The sequence below is a fragment of the Janthinobacterium sp. PSRC1-1 genome (genome assembly GCF_049897525.1).
Lineage (GTDB): Bacteria > Pseudomonadota > Gammaproteobacteria > Burkholderiales > Burkholderiaceae_D > Janthinobacterium > Janthinobacterium tructae.
In genome coordinates, this window is sequence record NZ_JAFCWK010000007.1 from 353,068 (window position 1) to 375,071 (window position 22,004).

Here is a 22,004-nt window from a genome sequence, read left to right on the forward strand (position 1 = left end):
GAGAGCCGTAGAGAGAACTGCGTGTGGCGCCGGCCTGGATGAACGCCAGGGCGGGCGCCTGCGATGCATGCGATGCAGCGGGCGCCGGCGGGAGTGCCGGCGCCGGCGTGATTACTTCACCTTTGCCGCTTTGGCCAATGCTGCAACCGCGTCTTTCGAGCTCATGTTGGTATTCATGAACTTGGCGATGACGTCAGTCACGGCACCTTGCGTGGCCGATGGCAGCGCCATGCCGTGCGCGAACGATGGCACCAGGCCGCCGGTCTTGTTGGTGGCGTCCATGTCTTCCATCGATTTCAGGGCGCAAGCGTCAAACTTGTCCTTGGAAACGCCGGAACGCACGGGGATGGAACCCTTGTTCAGGTTGAAGATCGCCTGGAACTTTGGATTCATGATGGCGTTGGCCAGGGCGATCTGCCCTTTCTTCGCATTCGCATCCTTTTGCGTGAACATGGCAAACGAATCGATGTTGAAGGTGTAAGCCTTGTCCGTGCCAGGCGCTGCCACGCACAGGTAGTCCTTGCCCGGCACCTTGCCGGCAGCCGTGAACTCGCCCTTGGCCCAGTCACCCATGAACTGGAAGCCGGCCTTGTTGTTGATGACCATGGCGGTGGCCAGGTTCCAGTCGCGGCCGGCCGCATCCTTGTCGATGTAGGTCTTCACCTTGCCCAGGGTGTCGAACACCTTGAGCATGGTCGGGCCGGTCAATTCCTTCTGGTCCAGCTTGAGGATGGCCTTCTTGTAGAATTCCGTGCCGCCCACGCCCAGCGCGACCGATTCAAACACGGTGGCGTCCTGCCAAGGCTGGCCGCCGTGGGCGATCGCGATGCCGCCCGATTTCTTGATTTTCTCGGCCGCGTCGAAGAACGCATCCCAGGTGGTCGGGGTGGTGGCCACGCCGGCTTTTTTCAGCACTTCCGGATTGACCCACATCCAGTTGACGCGGTGGACGTTGACGGGAGCGGCAACGTAGTGGCCCTTGTATTTCATGATGTCGGCGACGACTTTCGGCAGCACGGCATCCCATTTGCCTGGAACGGCGGCATCATCGATATTGGCCAGCACGCCTTCGGCGCCCCACTCCTGGATCGATGGACCCTTGATCTGGGCGGCCGTTGGCGGGTTGCCGGAAATGACGCGGGTTTTCAGCGCGGTCGCGGCGTTTTCGCCAGCGCCACCAGCCACGGCGAAGTCTTTCCAGCCGAAGCCGCTTTCCTTCACGATTTGCTGCAACTGGCCCACGGACTTCGCTTCGCCGCCGGAGGTCCAGTAGTGCAACACTTCCACGTCGGTCGCAAAGGCGCTGCCGGCAAATGCCAGGGTGGTCAGTGCGGCCAGTTGGGTAATCTTGAATTTCAGTTTCATCTCCACATTCCTTTTTTGATCAAGCTTTTAGGGGGCTTCGGCATACGGGGGCCGAAAAAGGTGAAATCTGCGCCTGTACCGGCGCTCTTGTGCTCAGACCCGCTTGCAAACGGGCATCATCTTCAGTGAAAAGACGGCGCCGTGATCCATGACATGCTTACATCGTATTTATATCACGGGACGGCGCCAAAAACGCATCCGCGAAGGATGCGCCAGGTTGATTTAGACTTACAACGCCTGCTAACTTAGAACCAGGTTTCCACTTGGAAACCGTACGAGGTGCCGCTGGTATTGTTGTTGTAGATCGGGCCGCCGTTGTTCGACGCATTGACCGACGCGGTGGCCGCATCGTTCCATTTGCCGTAGGTGACAAAAGCGCGCAGTTCAGGACGCGACCACAGGCCAGGGCCGGCCGAGATCGTCGGCGCGATGGTCAGCTTGGTCAGGCGCTTGGCCGGCTGGCCGCCCGCTTGCGTCACGCGGTCCGTGCCCAGTTCGCCCACCAGTTTGAAGTTGTCGGTGAATGCATACACAGGACGCACGCCGACCGAGGTCCAGGTCGAGGAACCTTTGGCGTTCGACTCGTCTTTTTGCCACAGGGCGACGAATTCCATGCCGAAGTTGGCCATCGGCTGGATCGCCATGTCATTGAAGATGCGCGTGCGTTTCACGTCCGAACCAAAATTGGTGTCGCCCGAAGCGCCGAACTGCGCGCCATTGCCGGTGCCAGGACCGACGCCGTACTGCACGCCGAAGGTGTTGCCGCCGCCGAACACTTTACCTTGACGGTGGAAGGCCGACAGTTGCCAGCCGTTATTGCGCTTGCCCGTGGCGACATCATCCTTGCCTTCGCCGATGATGTAGGTCGCGGCCAGGTCCAGCGTGCCGTTTTCATTGACGGGAATCTCACCAAAGATGAAGTTCTGGCGCACGGCCGATTTGGTGTTGACGCCGCCGTTCGGCAACGCGATCTTGATGTCGTTGTCCTTGAAGAAGGCATACGAGAATTTACCCGGGCCGGCAGGAATGCGGTCCAGGCCGGCGCCCGTGCCGTTCATGTTGATGTATTGCAGATCCAGCATGTGGATGTCGGGACGGTAGTAGAAACGTTTACCGATCCAGGCCGTGCCGCCGTTCAGGAAATCGAGTCCCTGCGCTTCGACGTAGGCCTTGACGATACCCAGTTTGTTGTCGCCGAAATCGGAGTTTGGCGCGTAGGCGTTGACCCAGATGGTGGCCAGGTAGTTCACGCCGCCGGACTTGGCGACGGACTTGGTGTAGCCGAATTCCGTGTAGGCGTCGCACTCATTGCCCAGACGGTATTTCATGGTATTGCCACCCAGGCCGAAGCAGCCTTGCGAACCGCCGTCGCCCGACGTATTGCTGCCGGCGCCGGCGCGCAGGTAGCCGTGGAAGCCTTCGGAGTCGGATGGATACATGGGATCGGCGGCAGCGGAACCGCTGGCGATGGCTAAGACGATGGCAGCTGGCAGCGTTTTCAACACGGCCTTCAACATGGTGCGATGCAGCATGGTAAGTCTCCTCAGTAGTTATTTTTTATCTAGTCATTCGTGGCCGAATGTACTGGCCAGAATTCTTTCCAGCAGGGACATAGTAACTATACTACGAACAAATATCAACATATTATGTTGTAATCCTACGACTACTCTGCGACACTTTATTTGCGTACTGATGTGCGAGTTGACTGCCCTGCTTTTCCGCTGGCGCCAGCGTTTCCGGCGCTGCATGCAGGCATTTGCGCAGGCACCCTGCATTTTTCGGCACGCGGCACGTATACGAATTAAAATCCTTGGTTTTTGCCCATAACGACAGTGCGCCGCCACGACCGCGCACGCAGACGAGACTAAGCACCGCCATGAAAATTGATGAAAAAATGGAAGTAGCAGGCAGCGATCCGGCGGAGCGTTTCAGTGAAGGGCCGCGTTTGCTGGCCGACATCGGCGGCACCAATGCCCGCTTCGTGCTCGAAACGCGCCAGGGCCACCTGGAAGCGGTGGCCGTGCTGCCCTGCGACGACTACGCTTCGCTGCTCGACGCCATCACCGCGTATATGGATAGCAGCGAGGCGCGTGCCGCCGGTTCGGCGCGCGTGCGCCATGCGGCCATCGCCATCGCCAATCCCATCGACGACGACAATATCCGCATGATGAACCATCACTGGTTCTTCTCGATCGAGGCGATGCGCGCCACGCTGGGCCTCGACACACTGCTGGTGGTAAACGACTTCACGGCGCTGGCCATGGCCCTGCCCTATCTGCGGCCCGACCAGCGCCAGCAGATCGGCGGCGGCATGGCGCGCGCCGACAGCGTCATCGGCCTGCTCGGTTCGGGTACGGGCCTGGGCGTGTCGGGCATGATACCCGCCGAAGACCGCTGGATCGCGCTGGGCAGCGAAGGGGGCCACGTCAGCTTCGCGCCCTGCGACCAGCGCGAGATGGACGTGCTGTCCTTCGCCTGGCGCGAACTGTCGCACGTCTCGGCCGAGCGCCTCGCCTCCGGGCGCGGACTGGAACTGATCTACCGCGCCCTGTCCGAGCGCGCAGGCAAGCCCGATGCGCCACCGCTGCTGGCGGCCGACATCACCAGCCGCGCCCTGAACAATGAATGCGACGTGTGCATCGAAGCGGTGGACTGCTTTTGCGCCATCCTCGGCTCCATCGCCGGCAACGTGGCCATGACGCTCGGTGCGCTGGGCGGCATCTATATAGGCGGAGGCATCGTGCCGCGCCTGGGCCCCCTGTTCGAACAGTCGCAGTTCCGCGCCCGCTTCGAACAGAAGGGCCGCCTGAACGAATACCTGGCGCAGATCCCCACTTTCCTGATCACGGCCGAACTGCCTACTTTTCTGGGCATCGCCGCCATCCTGGCGCAAAAGCTCAAGCGCGCCCATTCCGGCGCGCCCGTGCTCGAATCGGTGCGCCAGGCGCGCGGCAGGATGAGTCCCTCGGAATGCAAGGTGGCGGACTGGGTCTTGAAGGAGCCGAACGCCATGCTCACGTTGCCGATCGCCGAAATCGCCCAGCGGGTCGGCGTGAGCCAGCCGACCGTGATGCGCTTTTGCCGCTCGATCGGCGTGCAGGGCCTGGCCGACTTCAAATTGAAGCTGGCGTCGGGCCTGACGGGCGGCGCCATCACGGTGGCCCACTGCCACGTGGAGATCTCGGATTCCGACGCGGAACTGGCGCGCAAGGTGCTGGGCAATAACGCCTCGGCCGCGCTGGCCCTGCGCGACATGCTCGACGTGAAGGCGCTGACGGCCGCCATCGAACTGCTGCGCGGCGCGCAGCGCGTGGAATTGCTGGCCGTGGGCAGCGCCCGCGTGGTGGCCGACGACATGCAGCATAAATTGCTCAACCTGGGCATCGTCAGCAGCTTCTTTGCCGATCCGCAGGCGCAGGAAATGAGCGCCGCCATGCTGAAGCCGGGCGACGTGGCGCTGGTCATTTCCCGCTCGGGCGCCCTGCCCGAGCTGCTGCGCACCGTCAAGGTAGCGCAGGGCTGCGGCGCGCGCGTGCTGGCCATTACCGCCAGCGGTTCGCCGCTGGCCAAGCTGGCCGACGTGCTGCTGACCCTGAACCACCCGGAAGGCAACCTCAATTTCGTGCCCATGATCGTGCGCCTGCTGCAGCTGATGATGCTCGATATCCTGTCGGTGGGCCTGGCACGGCGCGACACGGCGCAGCGCACCAGCGCCGCCGAACTGGAAGAAGGTCAATTGCACGGCATGCGCATCAGCGGCAAGCTGAAATTCGGTGGCCACCTCGAATAAGGCGGCGCCCGCCGCCCACGCCCCCTCCGACGCCGCCAGCGGCGCCACCGTGCACGACGTGGCGCGCGTGGCCGGCGTGTCGGCCATGACGGTGTCGCGCGTCATCAACGGACGCGCCAGCGTCAGCGCGGCCACGCGCGACAAGGTCGAGGCGGCGATCGCCAGCCTGCACTACCAGCCCAACCTGGCGGCCAGGGCCGCGCGCACGGGCACCCTGCGCATCGGCCTGCTGTACAGCAACCCCAGCGCCGCCTTCCTCAGCGAATTTTTAGTTGGCGCCATGGATCAATGCCGCCAGGGCGGCGGCCAGTTGCTGCTCGAACGCTGCGAAGACATCGACAGCCAGCGCGCCGGCATCGATTGCCTGGTGGCGGCTGGCGTGGACGGCATCCTGGTGCCGCCACCGCTGTGTGATTCGCCCGCAGTGCTGGCTCAGCTGAATCAGATGGGCATTCCCGCCATCGCCGTGGCCACGGCGCGCCCCTCGCCCGATGTGTCGGCCGTGCGCATCGACGACTACCAAGGCGCGCTGGCCATGACGCGCCACCTGCTCGCGCTGGGCCACCGCGACATCGGCTTCATCGAAGGCGATCCGGCGCACACGCCCGCCCTGCTGCGGCGCCAGGCTTTCGAGGACGCCATGCGCGAAGCGGGCTTGCAGGTGCCGCCGCACAGGGTGGCGCAAGGCTACTTCACGTATCGCTCGGGACTGGACGCGGCGCGCCTGCTGCTGGCGCAAACACCGCGCCCCAGCGCCATCTTCGCCAGCAACGACGACATGGCCGCAGCCACCCTGGCCGTGGCGCACGGCATGGGCTTGCAGGTGCCGGCGCAATTGAGCGTGTGCGGCTTCGACGACACGCCCGTCGCCACCACCGTCTGGCCCGAGCTGACCACCATCCACCAGCCCATCGCCGACATGGCGCGCGCCGCCGTCAGTCTCGTCATCGACGAGATACGCCAGCGCCGCGCGGGAGAACCGGCGCCCGCCACGCATCGCCTGATGGAATTTACCTTGATGGCGCGGGCGTCGTCGGGACCCGTGACGCGGGGGTGATACGGCTACCGCACCACCGTGCGCTGCGCCAGCGACTCGACCAGTTCCACCGAGGGCGGCGAACCGCCGGCCGCCAGGCAGGCGCCCGCGCCGGCCGCCACGGCAAAGCGCAAGTGTTCCCCGCCGTCGGCCTCTGGCCGGTACATCAGGCTGTACAGCAAGCCGCCGATGCTGGCGTCGCCCGCCCCCACCGAGTCGACCACCTCGATGACGGGCGGCGCCGCCTGCCATGTCTGCTCGCCCCGGTACAGGGCCGCGCCCTGCGCGCCACGCGTATACAAATACGTGGCGTGCCGATTCCAGCTACGCAGCACGGCGAACGCGCCATCGATGTCATCGTGGCGGAACAGGCCCGCCAGGTCTTCGTCCGACACCTTGACCACGTCGGCCAGTTCCACCATGCGGCGCAGGGTGGCGTCGTAGCGCTCATCCATCATGATGCGGAAATTCGGGTCGTAGCTGATCTTCACGCCAGCGGCCTTGAGTTCCTGCGCCAGCGCCACCAGCTTGCCGGCCAGCGGTTCGCGCGCCAGGCTGATGCCGCCGAAATGCACCCATTGCGCGCCCGGCATCCAGCCGGCAGGCAGCTGCGCCGCGTCGAAATGCAGGTCGGCGCTGTCGTCGCCGATGAAGTAATAGGTGGGTGGATGCAGTTCATGCACGATGGCCAGCAGCGGCGACTTCGCATGGCGCTGCAGGAAGCGCATGTCCAGGCCCGCCGCCTCGGTGGCATCGGCCAGCGCGTCGCCGAAGACGTCGCGGCTGACGGCGCCGGCAAAGGCGCTGGGCACGCCCAGGCGCGCCATCACGCGCGCCACGTTCCAGGTCGAGCCGCCCACCTGGCTGCTCCAGGAATCCGGCCCCGTGCGCAGCATGTCCGTCAGCGCTTCTCCGGCCGACACAAAGCGTGGGAAATTGGCGGCGTTCATGCGGCACCTTTGAGCACGTTCAGCACTTCATAACAGGCGCCCATGGTGTGGTAATCGACCTTGCCGGCCGGGCTTTTCTCGTTGCTGATTTTTTGATTCTCGGGCGTCAAAATGCGGTACCAGGCGCCGTGTTCATGGTCGACGAAATGCGTCCAGCTGTAATCCCAGATCTTGTCGTAGCTTTGCCAGTAGGCGTCGTCGCCCGTGCGCGCGGCCAGCACGGCAGCGGCGGCGAAGCTTTCCGCCTGCACCCAGAAGTATTTGTCGCCATCGCAGATCTCGTCCTGCGGGCCGAAACCGTAATGGATGCCGCCATGCGCGCCATCCCACGCCTTGGCCAGCGCCGTATCGTACAGGGCGCGCGCGCGCGGCAGCAGCCAGTCGGACGGGCCGGCCATGAATTTTGAATGGCGCTCCATGATCAGCAGCAGCTTGGCCCATTCCGTGAAGTGGCCGGGCTGGTAGCCCCAGGGACGGAAGATATTGCTCTTGTCGTGCAGGTTGTAATCCCAGTCGATAGCCCAGTCGGGCGTGTAGTGTTCCCAGATCATGCCGTTCGCCAGACCCGCCTGGCGCACCGTGATGTTGTGCGCCAGCGTCTCGGCGCGGTGCAGATAGCGCGCTTCGCCCGTCGCCTCGAACGCGGCCAGCATGGCTTCACAGGCGTGCATGTTGGCGTTCTGGCCCCGGTAGCCGTCCAGCGTCGCCCAGTCGGCACTGGCCACGTCCGCGTACAGGCCGTGTTCGGGCAGCCAGAAGCGCTGTTCCATCAGTTCAAACGTTTCGTCCAGATACGCGCGCGCTTCCGACATCCCCGCCTGCAAAGCGTGCGCATACGCGAGCAGCACGAAGGCCAGGCCGTAACAGTGGTTGGCGCCGTCTTCCACCGTCTTGACGCCGTCTTGCCATGTCAGTTGCCAGGCGTAGCCGCCCGTGGCAGGGTCGCGGTGCACGTCGCGCAGGAAGGCCACGCCGTGGCGCAGGGCCGCCTGGTAATCGTCGTCGCCGAACCGGCGGTAAGCCATGGCGTAATTGAAGATGAAGCGCGTGCTGCTGACCAGATGCCGCGTGGCCGCGTCGTACACCGTGCCGTCGTCGAGGAAGAAGTGGTAAAAGCCGCCGCTCGGATCAACAGCGCGCGGGTGGTAAAAGTGCATCGTGTGCAGGATATGATCTTCAAGCATCTGCCTGGAGCGGAAGTCGGGATTCATGGGTCTCTCATGATATTGTTATCGATAACAATGATGATAGCATGCCGTTTTCACGCCGTCTCGGTCTACCTGGCCAGTCTGCGCTTTTCGCGCCACAGTGCCGCTTGCGCGGGGTCGGCTGCCTGTTCCAGCTCGCCCTTATCGTACACCTTGATCAGCCGTTCCATCGCTTCCACATCGCCCTGCCTGGCCGCCAGCAGGTACAGCGCGAAGGGCTGGGGCGCCGGCCCTTGCCGGGTGGGGCCGCCACGCCCCTGCTCCAGCAGGCGCGCGAAACCCGTCTGGCCCGGTGGACTCTTGGCGATGGCCGCCATTTCGTACCAGCCCAAAGCCGCCTCGTCGCTCTGCGGCACGCCCTGCCCCACTTCGTACGAGTAGGCGACGTTGTTCAAGCCGGGCGGGTCGAGCGCCTTGGCCGCGCGCATGTACCAGCCAAACGCTTCCTTGCGCTGCGCCTCGTCCTTGGCCGTCATCATCAGGCGGTAGCCAATCTCATTGCAGGCGTAAATAAAGCCGTTTTCGGCATAGTATTTGAGCCAGTGCAGCGCATGCGCCTGTTCTTCCGGACTGCTGTGGATATTTTCAAAGTGCATGGCCACGGTGAAATTGGCCAGCTCCACGCCTTGCGCGGCGCCCTTGCGCGACCAGTATTCGCCTGATTTTCGGTCGATGGCCATGCCCTGCCCCAGCGTATAAGCCACGCCGAGGAATGCCTGCGCCGGGCCATAACCGCCTTCGGCCGATTTGCGCATCCACGCCAGGCCGGCGTCGACATCGCGCGGCGTGCCCTCGCCGCCGTGCAGCATCTGCGCCAGGTCCAGCTGGGCGACCGTGTCGCCCGCTTGCGCCGCGCGGCGTGTCTTGTCGAAGGCGGCGACCTTGTCCGGCGACAGGTCGGCCGGGCGGTTGATCACGGCCTGCACGCGCGCGCGCATGGCGTCGAGGCCGGACATGTCGAATTCGGCCAGCGCCGGATGCTGGTGCGGCGCTGTCAGGGACACTGGCTGCGCCAGCACACTCTGCGCCAGCGCCAGGGTGAATATACACAGGATGGTTCTCATTTCTTTTCGCTTTCCGCCAGCTTGGCGCGCCATTCGGCGGCGTCTTCGGCATTCGCCTGCTGTCCCAGTTCGCCCTTGGCATACACGTCAAGCATGCGCCGCATGGCGGGCAGGTCGCCGCGCCATCCGGCCCGCTCGTACCAGACCAGGGCCAGCTTGTCCGACTGTGCCACGCCCAGGCCCAGCTCGTGCGCGCGGGCCAGGTTGCGCATGCCGGCCGGCTGCTTTTCGCGCGCCGATCTGTCATACCAGTGGTAGGCCTCGCCGCGCTCCTGCTCATCGGTGGCTGCGCGCATCAGGTGCTCGCCCAGCGCGTTATACGCGGGCACAAAGTGCTCTTCGAGCGCGGCTTTCTTCAGCCAGATGATGGCCAGCGCCTGCTCTTCGGCACTGCTGTCGCCATCGATGAATTCCAGCGCCAGGATGGTCTGCGCCAGCGCATCACCCTGCGCCACGCCCTGGCGCAACCAGTATTCTCCCTGCACGCGGTCGATGGGCACCTTGCCGCCTACGGTACAGGCCAGCCCCAAAGCCGCTTGCGCCGGCGCATAGCCGCCTTCGGCCGACTTGCGCAGCCAGGCCATCGAGTGCGCCGTGCTTTGCGGCGCGCCGACACCCAGCTGCAGCATGCGCGCCAGGTCCAGCTGCGCTTCGACATCGCCCGCTTCGGCCGCACGCCGGGTCTCGGCAAACTCGGCGATGCTTTCCGGGCTATGGGTCGTCACATCGGCCCTTGCCTTGATGGCGATCAGCTGCAGATCGAGCAAGGTGGGCGAGGTTTGCGCCAGAACAGGCAGCGGCAATAGTAAAGGGATCAGCAACAGTAATTTCCTGGGCATGCGGCGGAGTCGGGAAGAAGAAAACAGGCATGGTAGCCGATGGCGCGCCAGAACGGCGCGCACGGTACGCGAAGTTTGACAGGGTACGCCGGCAGGCTTACATTGCACGGGCTCACCACTTAGACAGGAACACCATGAACCGCCTCGCCACCACCGCCTTGACCCTGCTGCTCGCCGCAGCCTCCGTGGGCGCCAGCGCCGCAAGCGTCGCCAATTCCCAGCTGACGGGCTGCGCCGCCAAGCGCGAAAGCATCCGCAGCGAATTACGCCAAGCGCAGGAGCAGGGCCTGTCCGACAAGGTCGCGGGCCTGACGCGCGCGCTCGACGAAGTCAACGCCCACTGCCGCGATAGCACCCTGGTCGAACGCCACAACAAGAAGGTGCTGAAGGCGCAGGCAAAAGTAAACCAGACGGAGCGTTCGCTGCGCCTGGCCCAGGAAGCGAATAAAGAGCCGAAAAAGATCGCCAAGCTGGAAGGCAAGCTGGAAAAAGCCAGGGCGGAACTGGCCGCCCTGCAGGCGCAGCAGCCCTAAGCTTTCTCGCCCAGCATCTGATAGATGCTGGAAAAGTCCAGCGCGCCGGCCCCCGCCTTGCTGTGCAAACTATATAAATTGCGCGACAGGGCGCCCAGCGGCACGGCAGCGCCGCTGGCCAGCGCGCTTTCCACGGCCAGTCCCAGGTCTTTGAGCATCAGGTCGACGCCAAAGCCGCCCGTGTAGCCGCGCGACGCGGGCACGTTCTCGGCCACGCCGGGACACGGGTTGTACACCTCCAGGGTCCAGTTGCGGCCCGAGCTCTTCGCCATCACGTCCGACACCACCTTAGCGTCCAGGCCATTGGCCACGCCCAGGCGTATCGCTTCGCTGGTGCCGATCATCAAAATCCCCAACAGCATGTTGTTGCAGATCTTGACCGTCTGCCCGCAACCGGAGCCGCCCGCGTGGAAGATCGCCTTGCCCATGACGTCCAGGCAAGGCCGCGCCGCCGCCAGCGCGGATGCTTCGCCGCCCACCATGAAGGTCAGGGTACCGTTGGTGGCGCCCGCCGTTCCGCCGGAGACGGGCGCGTCCAGCATGGGCATGCCCTTTTCCTCGGCCGCGCGGCCCACCTGGCGCGCCACCTCGGTGGAAATCGTCGAACAGTCGATCAGCAGGGTGCCGCGCCGCGCTTGTGCCAGGATGCCGGCATCCCCCAAATACGCGCCCAGCACGTGGCGGCTGGCCGGCAGCATGGTGATGACGATGTCGGCCGCGCCTATCGCCGCCGCCTGGTCGTCGGAGACCAGGCCGCCGCCATCGGCAAACTGCTGCACGCTGGCCGGCAGCAAATCAAAACCCGTGACGGCATGGCCGGCGCGCACGAGGTTTTGCGCCATGGGCAAGCCCATGTTGCCGAGGCCGATGAAAACGATATTGGTGCTCATCGCCGCCTCCTTATTTCATCGAGATGGTGGTATTGACGCCGCTGCCGCCGTCGTCCGGGGCAAACCAGCGCGCCGTGACGGTCTTGGTCTGCGTCCAGAAGTACAGGGCCTGCTTGCCGTTCGGGCCCAGGTCGCCCAGTTTCGAGGCGCGCGAGCCCGTGAAACTGAAATAGGCGACGGGCACGGGAATGGCCACGTTGATGCCCACCTGCCCCACGTCGATCTCGTGCTGGAACTTGCGCCCCGCCCAGCCGGACGAGGTGAAGATCGAGGTGCCGTTGCCGTTCGGGTTGGCGTTAATAAAAGCGATGGCCTGGTCCAGCGTATCGGTCTCGACCACGCACATGGCGGGGCCGAAGATTTCCTGCGTGTAGACGGAGTTCGACGCTTCAACCTTCGAGAAAATCGTCGGCCCCATGAAATTGCCGCCCTCGTAGCCGGCCACCTTGAGGCCGCGGCCGTCGAGCAGCAGCTGCGCGCCCTCGTCCACGCCCGCCTGGATCAGCTTTTCCGCGCGCTGCATGGCCGCTTTCGAGACCATCGGACCCAGGTCGGCCGTGCGGTCGCTGCCCGGCCCCACTTTCAGCGCTTGCGAGCGGGTGACGATTTCCGGCAGCCAGGAACGCGCCTCGCCCACCAGCACGACGACGGAATTGGCCATGCAGCGCTGGCCGGCCGCGCCGAAGGCGGCGCCGATCAGGTTATTGATCGCCTGCTCCTTGTTGGCGTCGGCCAGCACCACGCAATGGTTTTTCGCGCCCATCATCGATTGCGCGCGCTTGCCCGATTCGCTGGCGCGGCGGTACACATGCGTGCCCACGTGGGTCGAGCCGATGAAGGACACGGCCTTGATGTCGGCATGGTCGCACAGCATGTTGACGACATCGGCGCCGCCGTGCACGACGTTCAGCACACCGGCCGGCAAGCCCGCCTGGTACATCAGTTCGACCAGGTACATGGTCGATGACGGGTCCTGCTCCGACGGTTTCAGCACAAAGGTATTGCCGCAGGCGATGGCGATCGGGAACATGAAGCATGGCAGCATGACGGGAAAATTGAAGGCCGTGATGCCGGCGCCCACGCCCAGCGGCTGGTAGATATTGTAGACATCGACGCCGGTGGCCGCGTTTTCCGCGATCTCGCCCAGTTGCAGGGTGGCGATCGAGCACGCGTGCTCCACTACTTCCAGGCCGCGCATGACTTCCCCTTCCGCGTCGGGCAGCGTCTTGCCGTGCTCGCGCGTGATCAGCGCGGCCAGGGCGCCGATGTTGTCGCGGATCAGCTGCTGGTACTTGAGCATGATGCGCATGCGCGCCGCCAGCGGGGTATTGCGCCACGTCTTGAACGCTTCCTTTGCCGTGGCGACGGCCAGGTTGACTTCATCGGGCGTGGCAAACGGCACCCTGGCGACGATTTCCTGCGTGGCCGGGTTGACGACGTCGCGCCACTCGGTGCTGGTTGAGGCGTGGTGCTTGCCGGCTATGTGCAGGGGGATGGAGGGGATTGAGGTGAGGGCTTGGTTCATGGTTGAGACTCCGGGTGTGCGATGTTCATAGGACTCGACGGAGCAGCGGAAATCTGGGGTCAGTTCCTTCGGAATCGGGATTTTCCCCACTAGGGAAAATCCCCCCGGCGGGTCTGACCCCGGCTCTCTGCTGCTCAGCCACAATTATTTTTTAACGAGATTGCACGCCGCCGCGTCCATCGGCTTGAAGGCCTGGTCGGCGGGGATGGTGGACAGCACTTTCAGGTAGTCCCACGCGCCTTTCGATTCGGCCGGGGTCTTCACCTGCACCAGGTACATGTCGTGGATCACGCGGCCGTCGGGGCGGATCGAGGCATTGTTCATCACAAAGTCCTTGATGGGCAGCTCGCGCATTTTCTGGGCGACGATCTTCGAGTCGTCGCTTTTCGCCGCCGCCACCGATTTCAGGTAGTGGTAGACGCTGGAATACACGCCCGCCTGCACCATGGTCGGCTTGGCGCCCTTGTTGAGCGCTTCAAAGCGTTTCGCAAACGCGCGGCTGCGGTCATCGACATCCCAGTAAAAACCGTCCGCGTAGACGAGGCCCTGGGCCGTTTCCAGCCCCAGCGCATGCACGTCGGAGAGGAACACCAGCAAGGCGGCCAGGCGCTGGTCCTTGCCGCTGCCGATGCGGAACTCGCGCGCCTGCTTGATGGCGGAGACCGTGTCGGCGCCGCCGTTGGCCAGGCCGATCACCTGCGCCTTGGAACCCTGCGCCTGCACCAGGAACGATGAAAAATCGGAGGCGTTCAGCGGATGGCGCACGGCGCCCAGCACCGTACCGCCATTGTGCTTGACGACTTCGCTGGCGTCTTTTTCCAGCGAATGGCCAAACGCGTAATCGACGGTGACGAAGTACCACGATTTCTGTCCCAGCTTGGTCAGCGCCGCCGCCGTGCCGGCCGCCTGCGAATAGGTGTCGAACATCCAGTGGAAGCCGTTCGGCGAGCAGTCTTCATTGGTCAGGCGCGTGGTGGCCGGGCCGCTGAACATGGCGATGCCGCCCTTCTCTTTCATCAGCTTTTGCACGGACAGGGCCACCGAGGAATTGGTCAGGTCGGCGATGGCGTCGACCTTGTCGCGGTCTATCCATTCACGCGCCTTGGAGGCGGCGATGTCGGCCTTGTTCAAGTGGTCGGCCGAGACGATTTCGATCTTCATGCCCTTGCATTCGGCTTTCAGACAATCCTCGACGGCCATCTGGCTGGCGACGACGGAGCCGCGCCCGCCCATGGCCGAATACGGGCCGGACATGTCGGTCAGGATGCCGACCTTGACGACGCCATCGGAAATCTGCGCCTGCGCGCCGCCAAAGGAAAGGGTGAGCGCCAGCGCGCCCATGGCCAGAACGGTTTTTTTCATGCGTGTCTCCAGGTGGATGGGTTTTCTTATAGGTGTAGATGCATTCTGCATGTGTAAAAATATGCACTCAAGTGAAATTAATGCATAATTCCTTTGCAAAAATGCACAGAGAGGGATTGCCATGCTCGATTGGGACAATGTACGGGTCTTCCTGGAACTGACGCGCAGCGCGGGACTCGTCGATGCGGCGAAAAAGCTGGGCATCGACCATTCCACCGTGTCGCGGCGCATGCGCAAGTTCGAAGAGCAGGTGGGCACGCAGCTGTTCGACCGCAATTACGTGGGCTACCAGCTGACGCCCGAGGGCCACCGCCTGATGGAATACGCGGAAACGATGGAAAGCACGGTATTTGCCGCCACCGAGGAGCTGGGCGAACATAACCGCCTGCTGTCGGGCCAGGTGCGCCTGGGCGCCACCGAAGGCTTCGGCGCCATCGTGCTGGCGCCGCACCTGGCGCAGTTTTGCGGCCGCTATCCGCACATCAGCGTGGACCTGATCGCCGTGCCGCGTTTCGTCAGCCTGTCCAAGCGCGAGGCGGACGTGGCCATTTCCATCGAGCGCCCCCTATCCGGCCCGTACGTGGTGACGAAGTTGTCCGACTACCGCTTGAAACTGTACGCCACGCCAGGCTACTTGGCGCGCCACGCGCCGATCACCAGCGTGGCGCAGCTGGCGCAGCACCCGATCATCGGCTACGTGGACGACCTGGTCTTCAGTTCGGAGCTGCGCTACATGGACAACGTGGCGCCCGATTCCCTGCGCGCGTTTCGCAGCACCAGCGTGATCGCCCAATACCACGCGGCGCGCGCGGGCCAGGCGCTGGCGATTTTGCCCTGCTTCGTGGCGCAGCAATCGAACGAACTGGTGCCCGTGCTCGACGGCGAGATCGACCTGCTGCGCGCCTTCTGGATGATCTCGCCGAGCGAGCGGCGCAACATCGCCAGGGTCAGCGCCCTGTGGAATTACCTGCGCGCCGCCATCGACGTCAATCACGCCTATCTGATGGGCGAGACGGCCACGCCCAGCTGGCCAGCCTGAGCAAGCCGCAGCGCGCTACACTGTCGTCACATACTAATAAGGAGAACGCCATGTTGATGGATGCAAGCCAGGCCGTACTGGTCATTGTCGACCTGCAAGGCCGCTTGATGCCGGCCATCCACGACGCCGGCCTGGTGCTGGCGCAAAACCTGCGCCTGGCGAAGATCGCCCGTCTGCTCGACGTGCCCGTGCTGGGCACGGAACAGAACCGCCAGGGACTGGGGCCGAACGTGGAGGAAATCGCCGCGCTGTGCGAACGGACCTTGCACAAGACGCATTTCGGCGCCTGTTCTGATGGCTTGCAGGACATGCTGCCCGCCGGGCGCAAACAGATCGTCGTCACGGGCTGCGAAGCCCATGTGTGCATGCTGCAGACGGCCATCGGCCTGCTGCAGCTGGGCTACGAGGTCATCATCGCCATCGACGCCGTCGGTTCGCGCCAGGCCGCCAGCCGCGATGCGGCGCTGGCCCGCCTGGACAGGCTGGGCGCCCATCTGGTGACGGTGGAAATGCTGGCCTTTGAATGGTTGCGCGACTGCAAGCACCCGCGCTTCCGCGAAGTATTGGCGCTGATCAAATAGCCACTCCTTTACGCAGGATCAAGCCCGAAGGCTATTGATTTGCTAACTTGGTAACAGCGCCGCCATTCTGAGCGGTACAACTGTCCAACTGAGCTGGAGAACCATCATGGCCTATATCCTGCGGGGCAAACTGTGCGGCTTGATCTGTGCCGAGTGTCCTGAAGCCTTGTCGCACGTCATCGTGCGCCTGTACCGCCCGCGCGCGGCGCAAAACGTCACGGCCCTGGCCGTGGCCAGCGCCAAGGAAACCTTCGCCATTCTCACGGACGAGGAAGTGCAGGCGAAGGCGCCGTTTTTGCTGGCCGAAGCGCGCACGGATGACGATGGCAACTACAGTTTTACGCTGGAAGGCGATTACCAGGGCGAGGCCGTCGAAGTCGATGTGCTGTGCTCCACCGTGCCGCACCTGAAGCCGGGGCCGAAACACCCCGTGCCGCTGCAGTTTTCCATCACCACGGTCCAGCCGCGCTGGCGCCAGGTCGACAACGATTTCCTCGCCATCTGGGATTATTGCCTGCCGCAACGCTTCTGGTGCCTGGTGCGCGCCCGCTTCGGCGCCTGGACCATCTGCGGCCGGCTGCGCACCTGCGAGGCGCCGCACACGCCGATCGCCGGCGCCACCGTGCGCGCCTTCGACGCCGACTGGCTGCAGGACGATGCGCTGGGCGTGGCGGTGACGGACGCCGGCGGGCGCTTCCGCATCGATTACCTGACGTCGGATTTCACGCTCACGCCGTTTTCACCATTCATCAACGTGGAATTCACGAGCGGCCCCGACGTGTATTTCACGGCCCAGCTGGGCAGCGTCACCATCCTGTCGGAAACCCAGGCCAACGGGCGCCAGCCGGGCCGCGAAAACGTCGGCCACTGTTTCTGCGTGGAATTATGTTCGAAAGACGTCCTGCCGCCCGACGTGGAAGGCGTGCCGCACTGGCAGCAGGTGGAAATCTTCGACATCCACCCGTTTCCCTCGCTGGCCGGCTTTTCCGCGCAAGGCTATGCGGGCGGCGCGGCCGCCTCGTATGTGTTCGCCGGTGGCGTCACCTTGAAAGGCAATTGCCCGCTGCGCAATAGCGCCATCCCCGCCAATCCGCTCGAATACCGTTTCCTCATCGGCGAATGGTCCTGGCCGGGCGGCAGCGACGACCCGACAGCCATCCCCACGGTGGCGCCGGCCAGCCTGGCGCCGCTCACGCAAGTGCTCGGCACCCTGGTCGGCTATGTGTTCTATACGAACGGTCTGGGCCTGGCCGACTCGGCACCCGTCATCATCGACGCGGGAGATTTGAAACCGGGCGGCTGGATACGGGTCGATGGCAAGCAAGTCACGGTGGACATGCGCGACGGTACGACGGCCATCGTCATCGTGCAGCAGAATATCTTCCTGCGCACCTTCGACTTGCTGACCGTGAATACGCCTGCCATCACCAGCCTGCATCCGGCCAAGCTGCCGGGCGGCTTGCCGATACTCGACGCGGGCCGCAGCCTGACGGCGGCCGAAAGCGAACCGATACGCCGCTACCGCCTGGGCTTCGAGGTGCGCGATGGCAATACCCTGGCGCTGGTGGCCACGGACGGCCTCGACTCCATCGTCTTCGACAACTCGCCCGTCATCGTGGCGCTGGACCTGGAAGAGTTGCGCAGCAATGCCTGCAACCCCGTCTCGGGCGGCCTCGTGCATATCCTGTACACGATCGACCATCCGCATCTGCGCTTTTTCAATATCACGATATCCAACAACAACGGCATCGCGCACCCGCCGCCACCGCTGCCGGCCGCCAGCTTCACGCCACCGCCGCCACCGAGCAATTACCTGTTCCGCGGTGGCGCGGGCGGGCCGCATTTATCGGGCAACAATGGCGGCTTCCCCGTCAACGTGGCGCTCGACCCGCCGTGCGCCTACCGCGTGGCCATCGGGTGGCAGACGCGGCATTACCTGGCGTCCAGCCACAGCATCGACAGGTTGTACTGCAAGTAGGCATGCTTCAGAAATAACGCACCCACGCCTGCCGCGACGTGCGCTTGTAATGGGCAAACGCGCGGCAGGGAAAGTACAGCACGGGCATCAGCAGCAAGGCCAGCAGCCAGACTTGCCAGATGTGCTCGACGCCATAGCGGGTGCCGTGGTTGGCGCCCAGCACGGCCGTCAGGGTGATGCCGATGACCAGCAGCAGATACAGGTGCAGCAGATAGTAAAACATCGGTGCGCCGCCAAAGGTGGCGCAAGCGCGCGTGAACCAGTTATCGACGCTTTCCAGCCAGGCCAGGCCCAGCAGGCCCAGGCCCAGGGTGAACAGCAAAAAGTCCAGCGACGGCGGGTACTTGGTGAAGTTCAGCACGCTCATGACCGTGCGCACGGCCGTGTCGCCCGCCACCCACGGCAGGGTTTCGCCATACAGATTGATGCCGCGCAAGACGGCCAGCAGCAGCAAGCTGCCCGTGCCCAGCGCCAGCAGCAGGCGGCGCCGTCCCTCCGGTGAACGGCTGCGCGCATACAGCGGCCCGGCCGCATAGCCGAGCACGATCACGCCTATCCACGGCAGCAGCGGATAGCTGACCTTGATCTTCATGGCGCCATCGGCCACCAGGTAGCCGCGTTGCAGCAGCACCGTCAGCAGATAGTAGCCAAGGCTGCCCTCTTGCGCGCGCAAACCCGTGAACAGATGCTGCCCTGCGATAATCGCCACGCCCAGCAGCGCCAGCACTTTCAATGGCAGCCGGTGCAGCACGGCCAGCGCCATCATGGCAAGGCCGATGACCCAGATCACCTGCAGATACAGCACGGCCGGTGGAAACGCCCCGCTCCAGGCGAAGTTGACGAACACCAGTTCCAGCACCACCAGCAGCAAGCCCCGCTTGAACAGGAAACCAGTAGCGCTGCGGGGCCCGGCGGCCGGATGCGCGTACAACCAGGCCGACAGTCCCGTCAGGAAAACGAACATGGGCGCGCACACGTGGGCCGCCAGACGCGTGAAGAACAGGGCCGGATCGACGTGGGCCGCATCCATCGGGTCGCCCACCTGATGGTGTAAAAAGACCGTTTCGCGCACATGGTCGAACAGCATGATCAGCATGACGAGGCCGCGCAGTACGTCGATGACGGCGATACGGGCGCGCAAGGTGGCGGGGGAAGTCAAGGTCATCGTCATCGCTTAAAAACGGTAGTGTGCATGCACAGTCAGCGTGCGCTCAGCCCCCGGCGCCACCCACAGCTGGCTATAGGAACTCGCATAGTAGCTGCGGTTGAACAGGTTTTCCACGTTCAAGGCCAGGCGCCATTGTGCGTTGGGCGAATACGACGCCAGCAATCTGGCCGTCGTGTAGGCCGGCAAGGTGAAACTGCTGCTGGCGGCGACGTCGCCCAGGCGCTCGCCCACGTACTGCGCGCCGCCGCCCACGCTGGCCGTGCCCGTGCCCAGCGCGAATTGCTGCGTGGCCAGCAGGTTGGCGCTGTGGCGCGGCACGTTGGCCAAGCGGCTGCCCGTCAGTATCGTAGTGTCGCCGCGCGTGACGCTGGCGTCCGTGTACGCATAGGCGCCCGAGACGCGCAAGCCGCGCGCCACTTCGCCCGACACATCGAGTTCCAGGCCCCGGCTGCCCACCTCGCCCGCCGCGATGGCAAAATCCGTGTTGGCGGGATTGGTCGTCAGCACATTGCGCTTGCGGATGTCGTACACGGCCAGCGTGCCCGTCAGCTTGCCCGTTTCCAGTTTCGCGCCCAGCTCATACGCGCGGCTGCGCTCGGCCGGAAACGCCTGGTTGGCGATGCTGATGCCGCTGTTGGGGCGGAAACCCTTGGCCGCGCTCGCATACAGCGACCACATTTTCGACGGCTGGTAGACGAGGCCCGCGCGGGGACTGGTGGCCGACAGCGACTGGCCGTTGCTCACCTTCAGGCGATTATTCGTCACATCCTGCGTGTACGTGTCGTGGCGTACGCCGACCAGCGCCTTCCATTGCGCGCCCAGGTCCAGTTGATCTTGCGCATACAGGCCGCGTGCCTTTTGCGCTTCCTGCGTGTCGATGGACAGGGCCAGCGGATCGGCCCTGCCGCCGTACACGGGCGCATAAATATCGATGGCATATGGATTGCCAGCGGACGGATTGCGGCGCAGCTGCACCCGGCGGTCGTCGAAGTGATAGGCGTCGACACCGGCCAGCACCTCGTGCGCCAGCGCGCCCGTTTTGAACTTGCCCAGTACTTCGACGCGGGCCGACACGTCGGTGGCCGAAAAATCGCGGTGGCGGCGCTGGCGGTTCAGGCTGCGGCCATCGGCCAGCAGCTTGTTCGCCTCGGTCGAATAGCCGGACAATTCGCTGTCGCGGTAGGAAGCGCCCGCCTGCAGCGTCCAGTCGTCGGACAGCGCATGGTGGATGAACAGCTGCTGCCCCAGCGACTTGACCGTCATGGGGCCGTCGCCCGGTTCGCCCAGGAAGCGTGAAACAGGGACAAGACCCAGCTGGCCATGCACGGCCACGACGCCGCGGTCGAACGGCACACGCTGGCGCACCGCTTCGATTTCATACGACACGGTCGTGTGCTCGCCCGCCAGCCAGAGGAACGAGGGAGAAAACAGGCTGCGCTCGACTTTCACCGTATCGCGGAAGCTGTGCCCCTCTTCATGCGCCGCGTTCAGGCGGTAGGCGACGGTATCGCTCAACGGTCCCGTCAAATCGACGGCGGCGCGGCGCGTCCGGAAGCTGGCGAGGGAAACGTCGGCGCCGTATTCCGGCGCGAACTTCGGCTTTTTCGTCGTGATGTTCACCGTGCCACCCGGCTCGCCCCGGCCGTACAGGGCCGACGCGGGGCCTTTCAGCACTTCCACAGTCTGCGTATTGCCGGCGTCGCGCAGGCCGTTGTAGCCACGGCTGGAACTGAAACCGTTGACCATATAGTCGGAACCGAAATTCGGGTCGCCCGTGAAGCCGCGCATGGCATAGCTATCCCACAAGCCGCCCAGCGGACTTTGCTTCGCGATGCCGCTGGCCAGGTCCAGCGCGCCGGCCAGTGTTGTCACGCCCGCATCGCGCAACAAGTCGCCGGTCAGCACGCGCACGCTTTGCGGCAAATCCATCAATAAAGCGTCCGTCTTGGTGGCGCCCGTGGCCGACAGGCTGCGGTAGTGCAGGCGCTCGGCTTTCACAGTGACGACATCCTGCGCATCGGGCCTGTCGGCGGCAGGGTCAGCTGCCAGCGCCAGAGGGCTGGCGGCGGCCAGCAAAAGCGCCACGGGGCGGCGTAAAAACACGGACATGGGATTCCTGATAATGGGCAATTTAATGCAATAGGCTTGCATTATAATTGATAATCAATTCTCATTAAAGTCGTCGTGAAAAATCTGCGCCAGAAAATCCACGAACACTTGTACCTTGGCCGCGCGCAAGTGGCAAGGCCCGGCGCGATGCGCGCATGGCCAACTCGGCGCATCCTTGTTTTCCCGTGGCTGAGGCGTTAATATGCAAGAATACACTTGCATAATAAGATGGAGCCGGACATGCGTGAAAGACTGGAAAAACTGCTGGCGCAGGGACGCGACAACGCCCTGCTGCGCTTTGGCCTGGGCGACGCCTGCCTGAAAGAGCATGACGCCGAGCAAGCCGCCCTGCACCTGGCGCAGGCGACGCAACAGCAAGCGGGTTATTCGGCCGCGTGGAAATTGCTGGGCAAGGCCCTGCAGCAGCTGGGTCGGCTGGAGGAAGCGCAGGCCGCCTGGACGACGGGCGTGACCGTGGCCCGGCAGCAAGGCGACCTGCAAGCCGTCAAGGAAATGACGGTGTTCGTCAAACGCCTGCAAAAACAGCAGGCGGCAGAGTAAAAAATC

Annotated in this window: 18 protein-coding genes; 7 read left to right on the plus strand and 11 right to left on the minus strand. The window is 64.2% G+C overall.

The annotated features are described in order from the left end of the window. Positions 1 to 111 precede the first annotated feature (111 nt). Positions 112 to 1,365, minus strand: a complete 1,254-nt coding sequence (locus tag ACP7DW_RS17965) for an ABC transporter substrate-binding protein (RefSeq protein ID WP_298407156.1) — start codon at positions 1,363 to 1,365, stop codon at positions 112 to 114. Between the two features lie 245 nt (positions 1,366 to 1,610). Beyond that, positions 1,611 to 2,897 (minus strand): maltoporin, encoded by a 1,287-nt coding sequence (locus tag ACP7DW_RS17970; protein WP_426056019.1) that lies wholly within the window; start codon positions 2,895 to 2,897, stop codon positions 1,611 to 1,613. Between the two features lie 344 nt (positions 2,898 to 3,241). Between ACP7DW_RS17970 and ACP7DW_RS17975 the strand changes: the two genes are divergently transcribed. Both ACP7DW_RS17975 and ACP7DW_RS17980 read left to right on the plus strand, forming a co-directional pair. Further along, positions 3,242 to 5,155 (plus strand): glucokinase, encoded by a 1,914-nt coding sequence (locus ACP7DW_RS17975; RefSeq protein WP_426056020.1) that lies wholly within the window; start codon positions 3,242 to 3,244, stop codon positions 5,153 to 5,155. Beyond that, the gene (locus ACP7DW_RS17980) at positions 5,139 to 6,212 is read left to right on the plus strand and encodes a LacI family DNA-binding transcriptional regulator (RefSeq protein ID WP_426056021.1); all 1,074 of its coding nucleotides are present in this window, start codon (positions 5,139 to 5,141) and stop codon (positions 6,210 to 6,212) included. The genes ACP7DW_RS17975 and ACP7DW_RS17980 overlap by 17 nt, the downstream gene beginning before the upstream one ends. 5 nt (positions 6,213 to 6,217) lie before the next feature. Here the strand turns inward: ACP7DW_RS17980 and ACP7DW_RS17985 are convergent, their stop codons facing one another. The 4 genes from ACP7DW_RS17985 to ACP7DW_RS18000 form a co-directional block, all read right to left on the minus strand. Beyond that, entirely contained in the window at positions 6,218 to 7,141 is a 924-nt protein-coding gene (locus ACP7DW_RS17985) for a carbohydrate kinase family protein (protein WP_426056022.1), read from the minus strand. Beyond that, a complete protein-coding gene (locus ACP7DW_RS17990; RefSeq protein WP_426056023.1) occupies positions 7,138 to 8,352 on the minus strand; it encodes an AGE family epimerase/isomerase in 1,215 nt (404 codons plus the stop codon). Before ACP7DW_RS17990 ends, ACP7DW_RS17985 begins: the two co-directional genes overlap by 4 nt. A 65-nt stretch (positions 8,353 to 8,417) precedes the next feature. Then, positions 8,418 to 9,413, minus strand: coding sequence for a tetratricopeptide repeat protein (locus ACP7DW_RS17995; protein WP_426056024.1), 996 nt, complete (start codon positions 9,411 to 9,413; stop codon positions 8,418 to 8,420). Further along, a complete protein-coding gene (locus ACP7DW_RS18000; protein ID WP_426056025.1) occupies positions 9,410 to 10,234 on the minus strand; it encodes a tetratricopeptide repeat protein in 825 nt (274 codons plus the stop codon). Before ACP7DW_RS18000 ends, ACP7DW_RS17995 begins: the two co-directional genes overlap by 4 nt. Positions 10,235 to 10,386: 152 nt before the next feature. On the opposite strand from ACP7DW_RS18000, the gene ACP7DW_RS18005 reads away from it, so the two are divergent. Continuing rightward, entirely contained in the window at positions 10,387 to 10,785 is a 399-nt protein-coding gene (locus tag ACP7DW_RS18005) for a DUF1090 family protein (protein ID WP_426056026.1), read from the plus strand. Here ACP7DW_RS18005 and mmsB read toward each other — a convergent pair. From mmsB to ACP7DW_RS18020, 3 genes are all read right to left on the minus strand, one after another. After that, positions 10,782 to 11,675, minus strand: a complete 894-nt coding sequence (gene mmsB, locus ACP7DW_RS18010; RefSeq protein WP_426056027.1) for a 3-hydroxyisobutyrate dehydrogenase — start codon at positions 11,673 to 11,675, stop codon at positions 10,782 to 10,784. The genes ACP7DW_RS18005 and mmsB overlap by 4 nt on opposite strands. Before the next feature lie 10 nt (positions 11,676 to 11,685). Next, positions 11,686 to 13,200: a CoA-acylating methylmalonate-semialdehyde dehydrogenase gene (locus tag ACP7DW_RS18015; RefSeq protein ID WP_426056028.1), complete on the minus strand. Its 1,515-nt coding sequence runs from the start codon at positions 13,198 to 13,200 to the stop codon at positions 11,686 to 11,688. Between the two features lie 144 nt (positions 13,201 to 13,344). After that, entirely contained in the window at positions 13,345 to 14,562 is a 1,218-nt protein-coding gene (locus ACP7DW_RS18020; RefSeq protein ID WP_426056029.1) for an ABC transporter substrate-binding protein, read from the minus strand. A 121-nt stretch (positions 14,563 to 14,683) separates the two neighbouring features. On the opposite strand from ACP7DW_RS18020, the gene ACP7DW_RS18025 reads away from it, so the two are divergent. The 3 genes from ACP7DW_RS18025 to ACP7DW_RS18035 all read left to right on the plus strand — a co-directional run bounded on the left by ACP7DW_RS18025 (position 14,684) and on the right by ACP7DW_RS18035 (position 18,160). Then, a complete protein-coding gene (locus ACP7DW_RS18025) occupies positions 14,684 to 15,601 on the plus strand; it encodes a LysR family transcriptional regulator (RefSeq protein WP_426056030.1) in 918 nt (305 codons plus the stop codon). A gap of 50 nt (positions 15,602 to 15,651) precedes the next feature. Continuing rightward, positions 15,652 to 16,182, plus strand: coding sequence for an isochorismatase family protein (locus ACP7DW_RS18030; protein ID WP_426056031.1), 531 nt, complete (start codon positions 15,652 to 15,654; stop codon positions 16,180 to 16,182). Between the two features lie 106 nt (positions 16,183 to 16,288). Further along, the gene (locus tag ACP7DW_RS18035; RefSeq protein ID WP_426056032.1) at positions 16,289 to 18,160 is read left to right on the plus strand and encodes a hypothetical protein; all 1,872 of its coding nucleotides are present in this window, start codon (positions 16,289 to 16,291) and stop codon (positions 18,158 to 18,160) included. A 7-nt stretch (positions 18,161 to 18,167) separates the two neighbouring features. Here the strand turns inward: ACP7DW_RS18035 and ACP7DW_RS18040 are convergent, their stop codons facing one another. After that, positions 18,168 to 19,331 (minus strand): DUF1624 domain-containing protein, encoded by a 1,164-nt coding sequence (locus ACP7DW_RS18040; RefSeq protein WP_426056033.1) that lies wholly within the window; start codon positions 19,329 to 19,331, stop codon positions 18,168 to 18,170. A gap of 3 nt (positions 19,332 to 19,334) precedes the next feature. Further along, a complete protein-coding gene (locus ACP7DW_RS18045) occupies positions 19,335 to 21,437 on the minus strand; it encodes a TonB-dependent siderophore receptor (protein WP_426056034.1) in 2,103 nt (700 codons plus the stop codon). Between the two features lie 240 nt (positions 21,438 to 21,677). On the opposite strand from ACP7DW_RS18045, the gene ACP7DW_RS18050 reads away from it, so the two are divergent. Beyond that, positions 21,678 to 21,998, plus strand: a complete 321-nt coding sequence (locus ACP7DW_RS18050; protein WP_426056035.1) for a tetratricopeptide repeat protein — start codon at positions 21,678 to 21,680, stop codon at positions 21,996 to 21,998. Positions 21,999 to 22,004: the final 6 nt, after the last annotated feature.